The organism is Enterobacter sp. TCD1-1 (genome assembly GCF_020567405.1).
Classification (GTDB): Bacteria; Pseudomonadota; Gammaproteobacteria; order Enterobacterales; family Enterobacteriaceae; genus Enterobacter; species Enterobacter quasiroggenkampii.
Genome location: NZ_JAJCXF010000001.1, coordinates 1,955,161 through 1,967,489, shown reverse-complemented (window position 1 = coordinate 1,967,489; position 12,329 = coordinate 1,955,161). Strand labels below are relative to the sequence as shown.

Here is a 12,329-nt window from a genome sequence, read left to right as displayed (position 1 = left end):
GCAACAAAACACAAGAAGCCGGGCGGGAGAACACTCCGCCCGGCTTTTTTTATGCCTGAACTCTGGGCTGGGTCACCCGCAGGCCGCTGACGATGGCCGCGAGAGTGGCAAGGGCGCCAGCGGTGAGGAGCGCAAGATGGTTACCGTTTTGTCCGGCAAGGTTAAACATCAGGGCGACCAGTGCCGCACCGCTGCTTTGGCCCAGCAGACGCGCGGTTCCCAGCATACCGCTTGCCCCACCGCTGCGATGCCGCGGCGCTGAGGTGATAATGGTGTGATTATTGGGGGACTGGAACAGGCCAAACCCTGCGCCGCAGAGGATCATGCGCCAGATGATGTCCAGATCCGAAGGCGACGAGGGCAACAATGCTAACGCGAAAAGGCCTGTCGCCATCACCGCCAACCCCAAAGCGCCCAATAAACCGGCATGAACACGTTCAATTAAATAACCTGCCAGCGGTGCCATCACCATCGTCGCCAGCGGCCAGGGGGTGAGCAGCAGCCCGGTTTCCACTTCTGAGCGGCCAACTACGCTCTGCAGAAAGAAGGGCAGGGAGACCAGAGCCAGCATCTGGGCGCAGAACGAACAGACAGACGTGCAGATGGAGAGCGAAAAGAGGGGAATACGCAGCAGGTCAACGGGCAGCAAAGGAACTGGCAGGGTGAGCTGGCGGCGTACAAAGAAGAAGCCGATCGCCAGCAGGGCGATGAGCTCCGCGGCGGTAATCATCAGAGATTGTCCCTGCGCAAAGCCGCTCAGCGCCGTAATCAACAGGCCGAAGGTCAGGGCATTCATCACCGCACTTGCCACGTCGAAGCGCGGCATGCTGCTTTTGGGACCGTTAGCGGGAAGAAAGCGCAGGGCAAAGAAGATGGCGACGATACCCAGCGGCACGTTAATGGCGAACAGCCATTGCCATGACGCAACGGAGAGGATCGCCGCCGCAATTGTTGGCCCGGCGGCAGAAGAGACGGCGACAATAAACGAGTTTATCCCCATTCCGCGCCCCAGATGACGCTGCGGATAAATTAAGCGGATCAGCGCCGTGTTTACGCTCATGAGCGCCGCGCCGCCAAAACCCTGCGCAATACGCGCAAGCGTCAGGGTATGCAGTGAATCTGAAAGGGCACAGAGCAGGGAGGTAAAAGTGAAAACCACCAGACCGCACTGATATACCCGGCGGTAGCCGAACATATCGCCGAGGAAAGAGAACGAGAGCAGTGACACCACAATCGCAATCTGGTAGGCGTTAACAATCCAAATCGAACTGGCGGGTGAGGCATGCAGGTCGCTGGCGATGGTTGGCAGGGCAACGTTTGCAATCGCACCGTCAAGGACGGCCATTGAGATACCGATAATGATGGTCGCTATTGCGCCATACCGTTGGGGTAATGGCAGGCCATCAGAAAGATTCTTTTCCATCAGGAGTAAAAAGCTCAGCGTGAAATTATTCTCAGGGTAACTATTTTAGCATTGTTACAGCCGCGATATGTCGCAGATTTGTAACGAAGTAAACGAGGATTGATTGCAGGTGACATGACGGGAACTTATAATAAAAACCGGTTCTGATTTTTATAAAACACTCGCTATGAGGTGGTAAATGGCTATTGCGGATTTGGATAAACAGCCAGATTCTGTTTCTTCCGTGCTGAAGGTGTTTGGCATCTTACAGGCGCTTGGAGAAGAGCGTGAAATAGGTATTACAGAGCTGTCGCAGCGCGTGATGATGTCAAAAAGCACCGTTTATCGCTTTTTGCAAACCATGAAGTCACTGGGTTACGTCGCGCAGGAAGGCGAATCTGAAAAGTATTCTCTGACGCTGAAGCTGTTTGAATTGGGTGCGCGTGCGCTACAAAATGTTGACCTGATCCGCAGCGCTGACATTCAGATGCGCGAAATCTCTCGCCTGACCAAAGAGACCATTCATCTCGGTGCCCTGGATGAAGACAGCATCGTTTACATCCATAAAATCGACTCCATGTACAATCTGCGCATGTATTCGCGCATTGGTCGCCGCAACCCGCTCTACAGTACCGCCATTGGTAAAGTTCTGCTGGCGTGGCGCGATCGCGAGGAAGTGAAGCAGATCCTCGAAGGCGTGGAATACAAACGCAGCACGGAACGAACCATTACCAGCACGGATGCGCTGCTGACGGTGCTTGACCGCGTGCGCGAGCAGGGATATGGCGAAGATAACGAAGAGCAGGAAGAGGGGCTGCGCTGCATCGGCGTTCCGGTATTTGACCGCTTTGGCGTGGTGATCGCGGGCTTGAGTATCTCCTTCCCAACCTTACGCTTCTCCGAAGAGCGTCTGCATGAGTATGTGGCTATTCTGCACACAGCGGCACGGAAAATTTCTGAACAGATGGGATATCACGAGTACCCGTTTTAATCCCTGCTGGTAGAAAAAAACGCCGCATCTGATGCGGCGTTTTTTGTATGTCATTCACCAGGCTGATTAGCCATTATCAATCACGACGGATGTTTTACGCAGTACAGGGCAGTGGGTTAAGCCAACGATCCCGCTGTCAGTATGCAGATACTGGGCAGTGCTCATTCCCTGTGCTGTGAGGTATTTACACTGAATGCCTAGCCCGGCTGCGTTTTCGGTGCTCCCCACGAGCACGCCATAGCCCGTCAACAGAAGGCCAATCCAGACAAGGGCCAGTGCAATAATTGTTCGAATGATGAATCGCATCATTACCTCTTTTATCGTTGTTATCGTAATGCTAGCGTAAAGCGTTTACGCGATGAAACAAGTGCAGGATTCTGAAAAAAAGCGCGATGGAGGCACAGTTAGTCCTTGTTTAAGATAAGCGTGATAATCTCGTTACATCAGGTCCTTAGACGGAGTGTGGAGTGAAAAAAATACGCTGGGTAATTCTGATTATCGTGCTGATAGCGTGCGTGGTGTTATGGACGCAGACGATCAATGTGATGTGCGATCAGGATGTACAGTTTTTTAGCGGCGTTTGCGCAATAAACAAGTTTATTCCGTGGTAATAGACATTTTTTCTCAACGTGATTTCCTTCCTTCGCGCCAGTGGTAAAATAGACGTTTTTATTGAGGTGGTGAAATGGGTGAGTTACTGAATTCAGGGCTGCTGAATATAGCATCCCTGATGATTTCTTTGGTGGTTCTGCTTGTGGGGCTGGTCATCTGGTTTTTCGTGAACCGCGCCAGTTCCCGTACTAACGAGCAGATCGAACTGCTGGAAGCGCTGCTCGATCAGCAAAAACGTCAGAATGCGCTGCTACGCCGTCTGTGTGAGGCTAACGAACCGGAAGAGAAAGACGCGCCGAAAGACGCGGTCGCTGAAGATAACAAAGACGAAGACGACTTTATCCGCCTGGTGGCTGAGCGTTAATCTTTTTGTCCTGGGAGGTGGCTGTGGTCTGGAAAAATCCCTGGTATGACCCCTCCCTGAAACATCACACCCCAAACGGTTTTTGTAATACCGATCCTGTCGGACATCAACCCGGCGACCTTGACCGTTGGCGTAAAGCGCGTAAAGAGGCCGGATTACCGAAGCCGCCCGCGCTGGGTTATGAAGACTTTATCCGCCAGTGGTGGCAACCGGTTGAGCTTACGCAACCTCAGGAAGATGGGGTATGGTGGCTCGGACACGCGAGCGTGTTGCTGCAGCTGGACGGCAATATCATCATTACCGATCCGGTGTTTTCTCGACGCGCTTCTCCGCTGCCTTTTCTGGGACCCCAGCGTAAGACACCCCCCGTACTGTCTGTCGCGCAACTTCATCAGCTGGATGCGGTCGTCATTTCCCATAATCATTACGATCATCTTGATGACGCAACCCTTCGCCGAATCCTCAAACGCTTTCCCGACGTCAGTATTTTTGTTCCGTTGGGCCTCGCCGACTGGTTTCGTCGCCGGGGAGCAAAACGCGTGGTCGAACTCGACTGGTGGCAGAGTTTCACCTGGCAGGGGATGACCCTGACCGCCGTACCGGCACAGCACTGGAGCATGCGCACGCCATGGAACCGCAATCGTTCCTTATGGTGCGGCTGGGTGATGGAAGGACGACATCACCGTTTCTGGTTTAGCGGTGATACCGGTTATTCACCTGAGCTGCTGTTAATTCCTGAACGCCTGGGCCAGATAGATGCCGCCGCGTTACCGATTGGTGCCTATGCCCCACGATGGTTCATGGCTGTCCATCATATGGATCCGCAATCTGCGGTGGCATTGTGGCAGCAGCTGGGCTCACCTCTGGCGTTCCCTATTCACTGGGGCGTGTTCGAACTGGCAGATGAATCCTTAGATGAACCTGTGCAGGAGTTAACTCACGCACTCGATAATTTAGCACCAGTTAACCATTCTTTCAGGATACTGAAAATTGGTGAATATTTATCCTTATAAACGAAGCGATAAATTGTTGCATATATTGTTGATGTAAACGCGCGCAGGAATGTTTTATTTTTATCGAAACGTTTTGCTTGCCTTCTTTTGATGCAGAGTCATAAAAATTTCATTATTTTGGTGCATAACGCTGTTTATTCGCTGGTGCATTTTAATACAGCTGGGCGCGGGTTATTAACACTGTTTTTTCTCTGAAACAATTTGGTCGCGTTACAATGATTTAAGCATAAGTTTTCACAAATTGTTCTAACTCAATCAAGACGTAAGATTTCTTTTCCCGTTTGCTGGACGGTTCGTAATGATTGAGCTATGTTAAAAAAGTCTTAGATTACAGCGGGTGTGAAAGCAACGCTGGGTCTTTGTTACGCAGCAGGGCTGTCTGTACGTGATGCGCATAATTGTGCAAAACCTGACAGGCACTGTTCGAATTTGTGCGGCGGATCGAGACATGTTTAAAAATGGCTTGCCATATTAAACATAGTGTGTGATAACACGTTTTGGGTCAAACGAGGTACAGTTCTGTTTATGTGTGGCATTTTCAGTAAAGAAGTCCTGAGTAAACACGTTGTCGTTGAATACCGCTTCTCTGCCGAACCTTATATTAGTGCCTCATGCAGTAATGTCTCAGTTTTATCTCAGTTAATGCCTGCGGGCTAAGAAAACACTCTAAGGAATTTTGCAAAATGGCAAAGATTAAAGGTCAAGTTAAGTGGTTCAACGAGTCTAAAGGTTTTGGTTTCATTACTCCTGCTGACGGCAGCAAAGACGTGTTCGTACACTTCTCTGCAATCCAGGGTAACGGCTTCAAAACTCTGGCTGAAGGCCAGAACGTTGAGTTCGAAATTCAGGACGGCCAGAAAGGCCCAGCTGCAGTTAACGTAACTGCTATCTGATCGAACCGCTGTTGACTGAAGTGCCCGGCACTTCACTCTCAGACATAAAGCCTCGCCTGTCGCGGGGCTTTTTTATGTCCCTTATCTTTCAAAATATTACCATCCGCGCTCTTGTTAGTAACTTGTTGCAAAGCTGCGAGGTTAGTAGCACTGTTTCGCCACCTTCTCGCCGTCTTTTCCCGTTAAATCAGGGCGTTGTTTTACAGCCCTGGGGTTCAGGTGAAGAAGACATTGATAACAGCAACTGGAAATTTCACGCCGGCGCGTTTTGCTCTGCTCTGTTTAGCTATTTTTTGTAGTCTGGCTTTTCTGCTGGGCCGCGTTGCCTGGCTGCAAATCATCAAGCCTGACAATCTGGTGAAGCAGGAGGATATGCGATCCCTACGCCAGCTGGCGATTGATGCGCCGCGCGGCATGATAATGGATCGTGAGGGTCGCCCCCTGGCGGTGAGCGTGCCTGTCCAGGCCGTTTGGGCCGATCCTAAAACGGTGCTGGCAAAAGGGGGCGTTGGGCTTGATGAGCGCTGGCAGGCGCTGGCCAGCGCGCTGCATCTCTCCCTCGGCACACTCTCTGCACGCATCAACGCCAACCCACAGGGCCGTTTTATTTACCTTGCCCGTCAGGTCGATCCTGCGCAGGCAAAGTGGATCGACAAACTGAATCTGCCCGGCATCAATTTGCGCGATGAGTCCCGCCGTTTTTATCCTGCTGGCCATGTGGCAGCGAACCTGATTGGCTTCACCAATATTGACGGGCAGGGCATCGAAGGTGTGGAAAAGAGCTTCAACGCGCAACTCACCGGCAAGCCAGGTGTGCGTCAGGTAAGGGAAGATCGCTATGGACGTGTGGTTGAAAACCTGACCGAAATTGCGCCCGCACCGGCGCATAACATCCAGTTAAGTATTGACGAGCGACTACAAACCATCACCGAAGATGCGCTCGACAATGCCGTGGCCTGGAACAAGGCCGAGTCGGGGGCGTCGGTGCTCATTAATATCCCAACCGGGGAAATCCTCGCCATGGCGAGCTACCCGGATTTTAACCCCAATAATCGTGAAGGGGCGACGATAAACGATTTTCGCAACCGCGCAATCAGCGATACGTTCGAACCTGGTTCGACCGTCAAGCCGCTGGTGCTGATGACGGCCCTGCAGCAGGGGCTGGTCCAGCCGGACAGCGTGATTGACACCCACCCGTATACCCTTGACGGACATCGCATTCGCGACGTGGGCTTTTACCCTGAGCTGACGATGACCGGGATCCTGCAAAAATCGAGCGACACCGGCGTTTCCCGACTTTCGCTGGCGATGCCTGTCCAGCATCTCATCGATACCTATCGAAACTTTGGTTTTGGCACCAATACGGGGCTTGGCTTAACGGGGGAAAGCTCGGGGCTGTTGCCACAGCGTAAATACTGGAGCCAGCTCGATCGCGCGACTTTTGCCTTCGGCTACGGGCTGATGGTTACGCCGCTCCAGCTGGCCCACGTCTACGCCACGATTGGTGGGTACGGGCTTGAGCGTCCGCTCTCGATCACCCGCATCGATCCCCCCGTTATCGGGCATCGCGTCATGCCGGAAGAGATTGCCCATGAAGTGGAGCACATGATGGAGAGCGTTGCGCTGCCGGGCGGCGGAGGCGTTAAGGCTGCCGTACGTGATTACCGGGTGGCGGTGAAAACCGGTACGGCGAAGAAAATTGACGATAGCGGGAAGTATGTCGATAAATACGTCGCCTACACGGCGGGGGTTGCCCCTGCCAGCAATCCGCGTTTTGCCCTGGTGGTGGTGATTAACGATCCGCAAAACGGGGCTTACTACGGCGGGGCCGTCTCTGCCCCTGTCTTCAGTGAGATTATGGGTAACGTGCTGCGTCTGGAGAATATCAAACCTGACGGGTTACCGGCGGGGTCCGATCACCTTATCGTCATGCGCTAACCGGGCGTTTATAACAGGGGCGAATAGCGGTACACTTCGCCCTTTGATTATGCTCCGGAGTTGCCATGTCCTTCAGCTGTCCCCTTTGCCACGCCCCCCTGACGCACTCAGACAAACGGTATACCTGCCCGCAGGGGCATCAGTTTGACCGGGCAAAAGAAGGCTACGTGAATCTTCTGCCGGTCCAGCATAAGCGTTCCCGCGATCCTGGCGACAGTGCTGAGATGATGCGGGCGCGCCGCGCGTTTCTCGATGCCGGACACTATCTGCCGCTGCGGGAGGCCGTCACGCAGATGCTCAATGATATTCTGCCTGCTTCAGCCACCGCCATGCTCGATATCGGCTGTGGGGAAGGATACTACACAGCACGGTTTGCGGAGGTTGCTCGTGAGAAGGGCGCGCAGACATTCGGTCTGGACGTGTCGAAAGTGGCCATACGTGCGGCGGCAAAGCGTTATACCGACGTGACGTTCTGCGTGGCCTCCAGCCACCGGCTGCCGTTTGACGATGCCAGCATGGACGCGGTTATCCGTATCTACGCGCCGTGTAAGGCAGAGGAGCTGGCGCGCGTGGTGAAGCCGGGCGGATGGGTGGTCACCGTGACCCCAGGCCCGCGTCATCTGATGGAGCTGAAAGGGCTGATCTACGACGAAGTGCGTCTGCATGCCCCGCATTCAGAGCAGCTGGGCGGTTTTACCCTGAAGCAGGCGGAATCAGTGGCGTACGAAATGACGCTCAAAGGGGAAGAGGCCGTCGCGTTATTGCAGATGACGCCGTTCGCGTGGCGGGCAAAACCGGAGGTGTGGGAAACGCTGGCGGCACATTCAACATTTCGCTGCCAGACGGACTTCAGCATCCACATCTGGCAGCGCGAAGATTAACCGGCGAAGTGTGCCCAGAGGATCTGGGCGCCAATGCCAATCAGCACAATCCCCCCGAGGATCTCGGCGCGTTTACCCAGCAGCGGGCCGATAAACCGTCCGACCATCATGCCCAGCGTGGACATAATCAGGGTTGCACAGCCAATAGCCAGCGCGGTGGCGATAATATTGACCTGCAGAAATGCCAGACCTACACCAACGGCCATCGCATCAAGGCTGGTGGCAATGGCCGTGGTGACCAGCAGCCAGAAGCCGTGGCGATGCTGCGGCTCCTCGTGTTCATCATCACCGCCGCGAAAACCTTCAATGACCATTCGGCCTCCGAGGAACACCAGCAGGACGAAGGCAATCCAGTGGTTCCACTCCAGCACGAACTGGCTGGCGAGCATGCCAAGTCCCCAGCCGATAAGCGGGGTCAGCGTTTCGATAGCGCCAAAAATCAGTCCGGTACGCAGGGCTTCTGAGAATTTAGGTTTGTGTAGCGTGGCGCCTTTTCCGATGGAAGCAGCGAAGGCGTCCATGGACATGCCAAAAGCGAGAAGGATCGTAGCGGAGATATTCATAACAGCGTCCAGACCGGGGATATCCATATGACACATCACTGCCCCCAGTAAACAGCAGTTGATGTATCTATGGTCTCGCCTGATCGCAATGCACATAAGATGTGCGGTAAGCGATCCGTACGTGCCACGTTTTTCAACGAGTATGTTGACACGTACATTTCCTGTGAACAGGAAATCGGCTACTCCCCAACGACGGGCGCAACCTTAACATATTTTGAGAATATAAAACAACAATGAAAAGGCATTATTTAAAACGTTTGTTGATAACGATTTTCATTTGTCTTTAATCGTGAAAATATCGTTAACAAATAGCGTTCAAATTAGCGGTGGGGATATAGCTTCGGCTATATTTCTTGCGCAAAATAAACACAGGATATAGCCGTTGCTATATATCTAACTCATTGAGTTTTAACGAGTAACTTGTATATCTTTTCCAGGTCATCAATATTCTTCACCCGAATAAGCAGGCGGCGTTGTTCTAATTGCATCACCAGCACGCCGTCTTCGGATAAATTCATCTCTTTAATACGGTTATATTCTATCCATACATTGGCGAAGAAGAATCCGTGGGATTTAAAAATGATTTTTGGCGTGCGGATCCAGAACAGATAAATCGCCATTAATGCCAGCGCACATAATAACCATGTGGTTAATAATGCACCATGGCTGGTGACGTTATTGTAAATAAGAATGGCGATGAGACCCACGAAGATAAAGGCATCCACGCGCCCGCGTCGTAGCAGGGGAAGGGAGAGCAGCGTCTCGCCGTGACGGCGGAGCATAATGAACTCGTCATAGATCGCGTAAGCCAGAAGGGCAACAACAAATAAAACCAGTACGATGTCCGTGACAGTCATTCATCCTCCAGATAAAAAAAACCGGGGGCAAGCCCCCGGCCTATAGCATTGATAATTACAGACCCAGCAGGCCGACGGCGTAGCCCACAATACCGATGACGAAGAAGCCAACGATGATCCACAGCGGGTTCACTTTCTTACGCAGCAGCCACATACAGGCGAAGGTCAACAGCAGCGGGACCAGGCCCGGCATCAGCTGATCCAGAATCGTCTGCACGGTGGTGACGCGGGTCTGACCATCCTGTCCGGTGATGGTCGATACCACCAGCGGGATGTTCACGTGCGTCCACTTGTTTACCAGCGCGCCCATGACAAACAGGCCGAGGATTGACGCCCCCTCAGTCAGTTTCTGCAGGAAGCCGCCGCCCATGTCCTTAACGATGTCCACCCCTTTACGGTAGCCGTAGGCCACGCCGTAGTAACGGGTCAGCAGACGCACGGCGTTGAACAGGATGAAGAACAGCAGCGGGCCAAGCAGACTGCCGCTCATCGCGATACCGGCACCCAGTGCCGCGAAGACCGGACGCACGGTACCCCAGAAGATAGGGTCACCGACACCGGCCAGCGGACCCATCAGACCGACTTTGATACCGTTGATGGCACCATCGTCAATCTCTGCGCCGTTTGCACGCTGCTCTTCCATCGCCAGCGTTACGCCCAGTACCGGGGCCGCAACGTAAGGATGGGTGTTAAAGAATTCCAGGTGACGCTTGATGGCCTGACGGCGTGCTTCGTTGTTTTCCGGGTACAGGCGTTTGATCGCCGGTACCATGGAGAAGCAGAAACCCAGCGCCTGCATACGTTCGAAGTTCCATGAACCCTGAAACAGGTTAGAACGGATGAACACGCCACGAATATCACCCGGAGTGAGTTTTTTCTCGGTGGTAGTTTTTGTCATATCAACCATTTCGCTCACCTGTTAGTCCAGTTCGTTATCGAGATCGTTGTTACCAGCAGCCTGCGCTGGGGCACCCGCAACGCGGTTATATTTCGGGCTGAGCTGGATGTAGAGAATCGCCATCACCGCACCGATCACACCCAGTGCAACCAGGTTGAAGTTGGTGAAGGCCGCGGTCACGAAGCCGAGGTAGAAGAACGGCATCAGGTAGCCTGCGCGCATCATGTTGATGACCATCGCATAACCAACGACCACGATCATACCGCCCGCGATGTTCAGGCCGCCGGTGACCACTTCAGGAATGGCGTTCAGCATGCTCTGGACTTCACTGGTACCCACAGAGATCGCGACGATAACCGCCGGGATTGCGATACGCATCGCCTGCAGGAACAGGGATGAAACGTGGATCCATGACAGGGCCGTGAGGTTGCCGTTGTCGGCCGCCTTATCCGCCGCGTGCTGGAAGGCAACGGTGATAGTACGAACGATGATGGTCAGAACCTGGCCTGCGGCTGCCAGTGGGATTGCCAGGGCGATACCTGCACCAATACTCTGGTGACCGGCAATAACCAGAACGGTAGAAATGATAGAGGCCAGCGCGGCATCGGGCGCAACCGCCGCACCGATGTTCATCCAGCCCAGGGCGATCATTTCCAGGGTACCACCGATGATGATACCGGTTTTCATGTCACCCAGAACGGCCCCAATCAGCGTACAGGCCACCAGAGGACGGTGGAACTGAAATTCATCAAGTACGGATTCCATACCCGCAATACATGCGACCACGAACACCAGCACAATCTGAAGAGTGGTAATCTCCATTGTACTTCTCCTATTACATAAGCATTATGTGAAAAACCGGCGCGGGCTTATTTCCCAACTTTGCCGATCAAATCCATCATTTTCAGTTTCTGGTCCGTGGAAACCTTACGGGCTTCCAGCTCAATACCACGTGCATTCAGCTTGTTGAATGCTTCGATATCTTTCGCATCGACTGAAATGGCGTTGTTGACCTGCGTTTTGCCCTGACGGAATGCCATACCACCAATGTTAACGGAGGTGATTTTCACGCCGCCTTCAACAATGCGCTCAACGTCTGTCGGGTTAGTGAACAGGAGCATCACGCGTTCGCCCGCATATTTCGGGTTGTTGTAAACGCGAATCATCTTGGCGACATCCACAACGTGCGCGGTAACGCCAGGAGGAGCAACCTGAGTCAGAAGGGTTTTACGTACGGTATCAGCGGCCACTTCGTCGCTGACCACGATAATGCGTCGAACGTTGGTCTCTTTGGTCCAGCGCGTGGCAACCTGACCGTGGATTAAGCGGTCATCAATACGCGCAAGGCCGATCACCATGTAATCATTCGGGCCCATCGGTTTTGCCGGTGCCGCCGCTTTCGGTGCCGCTGCAGGCGCAGGGGCAGGTTTTTCAACCGGCTGTGCCTTCAGGGCCTTAACCCCTTCGCGGCCGGTTTCAACGGCCAGTGCAACCAGCTCATCGAAGGACGGATTGTCGTCGCGTGCCATGAGGGTTTCCACCAGCATGGGAATATTGACCCCGGCGACAACTTCATAGTGCTCTTTATCGACGACAATGCGGCTGGCAGCATTGAACGGGCTGCCGCCCCATGTATCAACGAGAAACAGCACGCCTTTGCTGGTATCCAGCTTCTCGAGCTGAGCGTTGTACTTCTCTATCAGCGTCTCGGCGTTTTCACCGGGAACGAAATCGATCCAGCCGACGTTTTCCTGCTCGCCCAACAGCATCTCTGCCGTTTTGAGTAGCTGCTCAGCAGCCCAACCATGTGTGCCTATGACAATAGCAATGGTCACTTGCTACCTCCTTTTATTATCATTAATACGCCTGCCAGGCAGTCGTACTGAGAATCGTATTGGCGAACCGAATCGATTCAGA

Annotated in this window: 14 protein-coding genes, 1 pseudogene and 1 riboswitch; of the genes and pseudogenes, 8 read left to right on the top strand and 7 right to left on the bottom strand. The window is 53.4% G+C overall.

Features of this window, described 5'->3' with window-relative positions; genetic code table 11:
* Positions 1-49: 49 nt before the first annotated feature.
* Positions 50-1,423, bottom strand: coding sequence for an MFS transporter (locus LJA86_RS09505; RefSeq protein WP_229226065.1), 1,374 nt, complete (start codon positions 1,421-1,423; stop codon positions 50-52).
* Between the two features lie 178 nt (positions 1,424-1,601).
* Between LJA86_RS09505 and kdgR the strand changes: the two genes are divergently transcribed.
* Positions 1,602-2,393, top strand: a complete 792-nt coding sequence (kdgR, locus tag LJA86_RS09500; RefSeq protein WP_111966417.1) for a DNA-binding transcriptional regulator KdgR — start codon at positions 1,602-1,604, stop codon at positions 2,391-2,393.
* Between the two features lie 66 nt (positions 2,394-2,459).
* Here the strand turns inward: kdgR and LJA86_RS09495 are convergent, their stop codons facing one another.
* Positions 2,460-2,699: a YobH family protein gene (locus tag LJA86_RS09495; RefSeq protein WP_045908230.1), complete on the bottom strand. Its 240-nt coding sequence runs from the start codon at positions 2,697-2,699 to the stop codon at positions 2,460-2,462.
* Between the two features lie 161 nt (positions 2,700-2,860).
* Here LJA86_RS09495 and mgrB point away from each other — a divergent pair, with 161 nt between their 5' ends.
* The 7 genes and pseudogenes from mgrB (at position 2,861) to rlmA (ending at position 8,094) form a co-directional block, all read left to right on the top strand.
* A complete protein-coding gene (gene mgrB / locus LJA86_RS09490) occupies positions 2,861-3,004 on the top strand; it encodes a PhoP/PhoQ regulator MgrB (RefSeq protein ID WP_006175995.1) in 144 nt (47 codons plus the stop codon).
* A 74-nt stretch (positions 3,005-3,078) separates the two neighbouring features.
* Positions 3,079-3,369, top strand: a complete 291-nt coding sequence (locus LJA86_RS09485) for a YebO family protein (RefSeq protein WP_024909723.1) — start codon at positions 3,079-3,081, stop codon at positions 3,367-3,369.
* Positions 3,370-3,392: 23 nt separating this feature from the next.
* Positions 3,393-4,382, top strand: coding sequence for an MBL fold metallo-hydrolase (locus LJA86_RS09480; RefSeq protein ID WP_229226064.1), 990 nt, complete (start codon positions 3,393-3,395; stop codon positions 4,380-4,382).
* A gap of 525 nt (positions 4,383-4,907) precedes the next feature.
* Positions 4,908-5,052, top strand: a pseudogene (locus LJA86_RS09475) (DUF2627 domain-containing protein).
* Positions 5,053-5,065: 13 nt separating this feature from the next.
* Positions 5,066-5,275: a transcription antiterminator/RNA stability regulator CspE gene (cspE, locus tag LJA86_RS09470; RefSeq protein ID WP_001062678.1), complete on the top strand. Its 210-nt coding sequence runs from the start codon at positions 5,066-5,068 to the stop codon at positions 5,273-5,275.
* A gap of 219 nt (positions 5,276-5,494) precedes the next feature.
* Entirely contained in the window at positions 5,495-7,213 is a 1,719-nt protein-coding gene (ftsI, locus tag LJA86_RS09465; RefSeq protein ID WP_045908232.1) for a peptidoglycan glycosyltransferase FtsI, read from the top strand.
* A 65-nt stretch (positions 7,214-7,278) separates the two neighbouring features.
* On the top strand, positions 7,279-8,094 hold the full coding sequence (rlmA, locus tag LJA86_RS09460) for a 23S rRNA (guanine(745)-N(1))-methyltransferase (protein ID WP_045908233.1): 816 nt from the start codon (positions 7,279-7,281) through the stop codon (positions 8,092-8,094).
* Here the strand turns inward: rlmA and mntP are convergent.
* The 5 genes from mntP to manX form a co-directional block, all read right to left on the bottom strand.
* Positions 8,091-8,657 (bottom strand): manganese efflux pump MntP, encoded by a 567-nt coding sequence (gene mntP, locus LJA86_RS09455; RefSeq protein ID WP_045908281.1) that lies wholly within the window; start codon positions 8,655-8,657, stop codon positions 8,091-8,093. The two genes, rlmA and mntP, sit on opposite strands and share 4 nt — an antisense overlap.
* Before the next feature lie 10 nt (positions 8,658-8,667).
* A riboswitch (yybP-ykoY riboswitch) is annotated at positions 8,668-8,857 on the bottom strand.
* Between the two features lie 198 nt (positions 8,858-9,055).
* Positions 9,056-9,514, bottom strand: coding sequence for a DUF986 family protein (locus tag LJA86_RS09450; protein ID WP_048223714.1), 459 nt, complete (start codon positions 9,512-9,514; stop codon positions 9,056-9,058).
* Positions 9,515-9,569: 55 nt separating this feature from the next.
* Complete coding sequence (locus tag LJA86_RS09445) at positions 9,570-10,421, bottom strand: PTS mannose transporter subunit IID (RefSeq protein ID WP_176610059.1); 852 nt, start codon at positions 10,419-10,421, stop codon at positions 9,570-9,572.
* A gap of 12 nt (positions 10,422-10,433) precedes the next feature.
* Positions 10,434-11,234 carry a PTS mannose transporter subunit IIC gene (gene manY / locus LJA86_RS09440; RefSeq protein WP_024909729.1) on the bottom strand — a complete coding sequence of 267 codons (801 nt, stop codon included), beginning with the start codon at positions 11,232-11,234 and terminating at the stop codon, positions 10,434-10,436.
* Positions 11,235-11,281: 47 nt separating this feature from the next.
* Positions 11,282-12,247, bottom strand: a complete 966-nt coding sequence (gene manX / locus LJA86_RS09435) for a PTS mannose transporter subunit IIAB (RefSeq protein WP_045908235.1) — start codon at positions 12,245-12,247, stop codon at positions 11,282-11,284.
* Positions 12,248-12,329 lie beyond the last annotated feature (82 nt).

Coding starts and splice junctions, on each gene's coding strand:
- manY (WP_024909729.1), bottom strand. CDS start 11,234: ATGGAGATTACCACTCTTCAGATTGTGCTGGTGTTCGTGGTCGCATGT.
- rlmA (WP_045908233.1), top strand. CDS start 7,279: ATGTCCTTCAGCTGTCCCCTTTGCCACGCCCCCCTGACGCACTCAGAC.
- LJA86_RS09445 (WP_176610059.1), bottom strand. CDS start 10,421: ATGGTTGATATGACAAAAACTACCACCGAGAAAAAACTCACTCCGGGT.
- LJA86_RS09485 (WP_024909723.1), top strand. CDS start 3,079: ATGGGTGAGTTACTGAATTCAGGGCTGCTGAATATAGCATCCCTGATG.
- LJA86_RS09495 (WP_045908230.1), bottom strand. CDS start 2,699: ATGCGATTCATCATTCGAACAATTATTGCACTGGCCCTTGTCTGGATT.
- LJA86_RS09505 (WP_229226065.1), bottom strand. CDS start 1,423: ATGGAAAAGAATCTTTCTGATGGCCTGCCATTACCCCAACGGTATGGC.
- cspE (WP_001062678.1), top strand. CDS start 5,066: ATGGCAAAGATTAAAGGTCAAGTTAAGTGGTTCAACGAGTCTAAAGGT.
- LJA86_RS09450 (WP_048223714.1), bottom strand. CDS start 9,514: ATGACTGTCACGGACATCGTACTGGTTTTATTTGTTGTTGCCCTTCTG.
- kdgR (WP_111966417.1), top strand. CDS start 1,602: ATGGCTATTGCGGATTTGGATAAACAGCCAGATTCTGTTTCTTCCGTG.
- mntP (WP_045908281.1), bottom strand. CDS start 8,657: ATGAATATCTCCGCTACGATCCTTCTCGCTTTTGGCATGTCCATGGAC.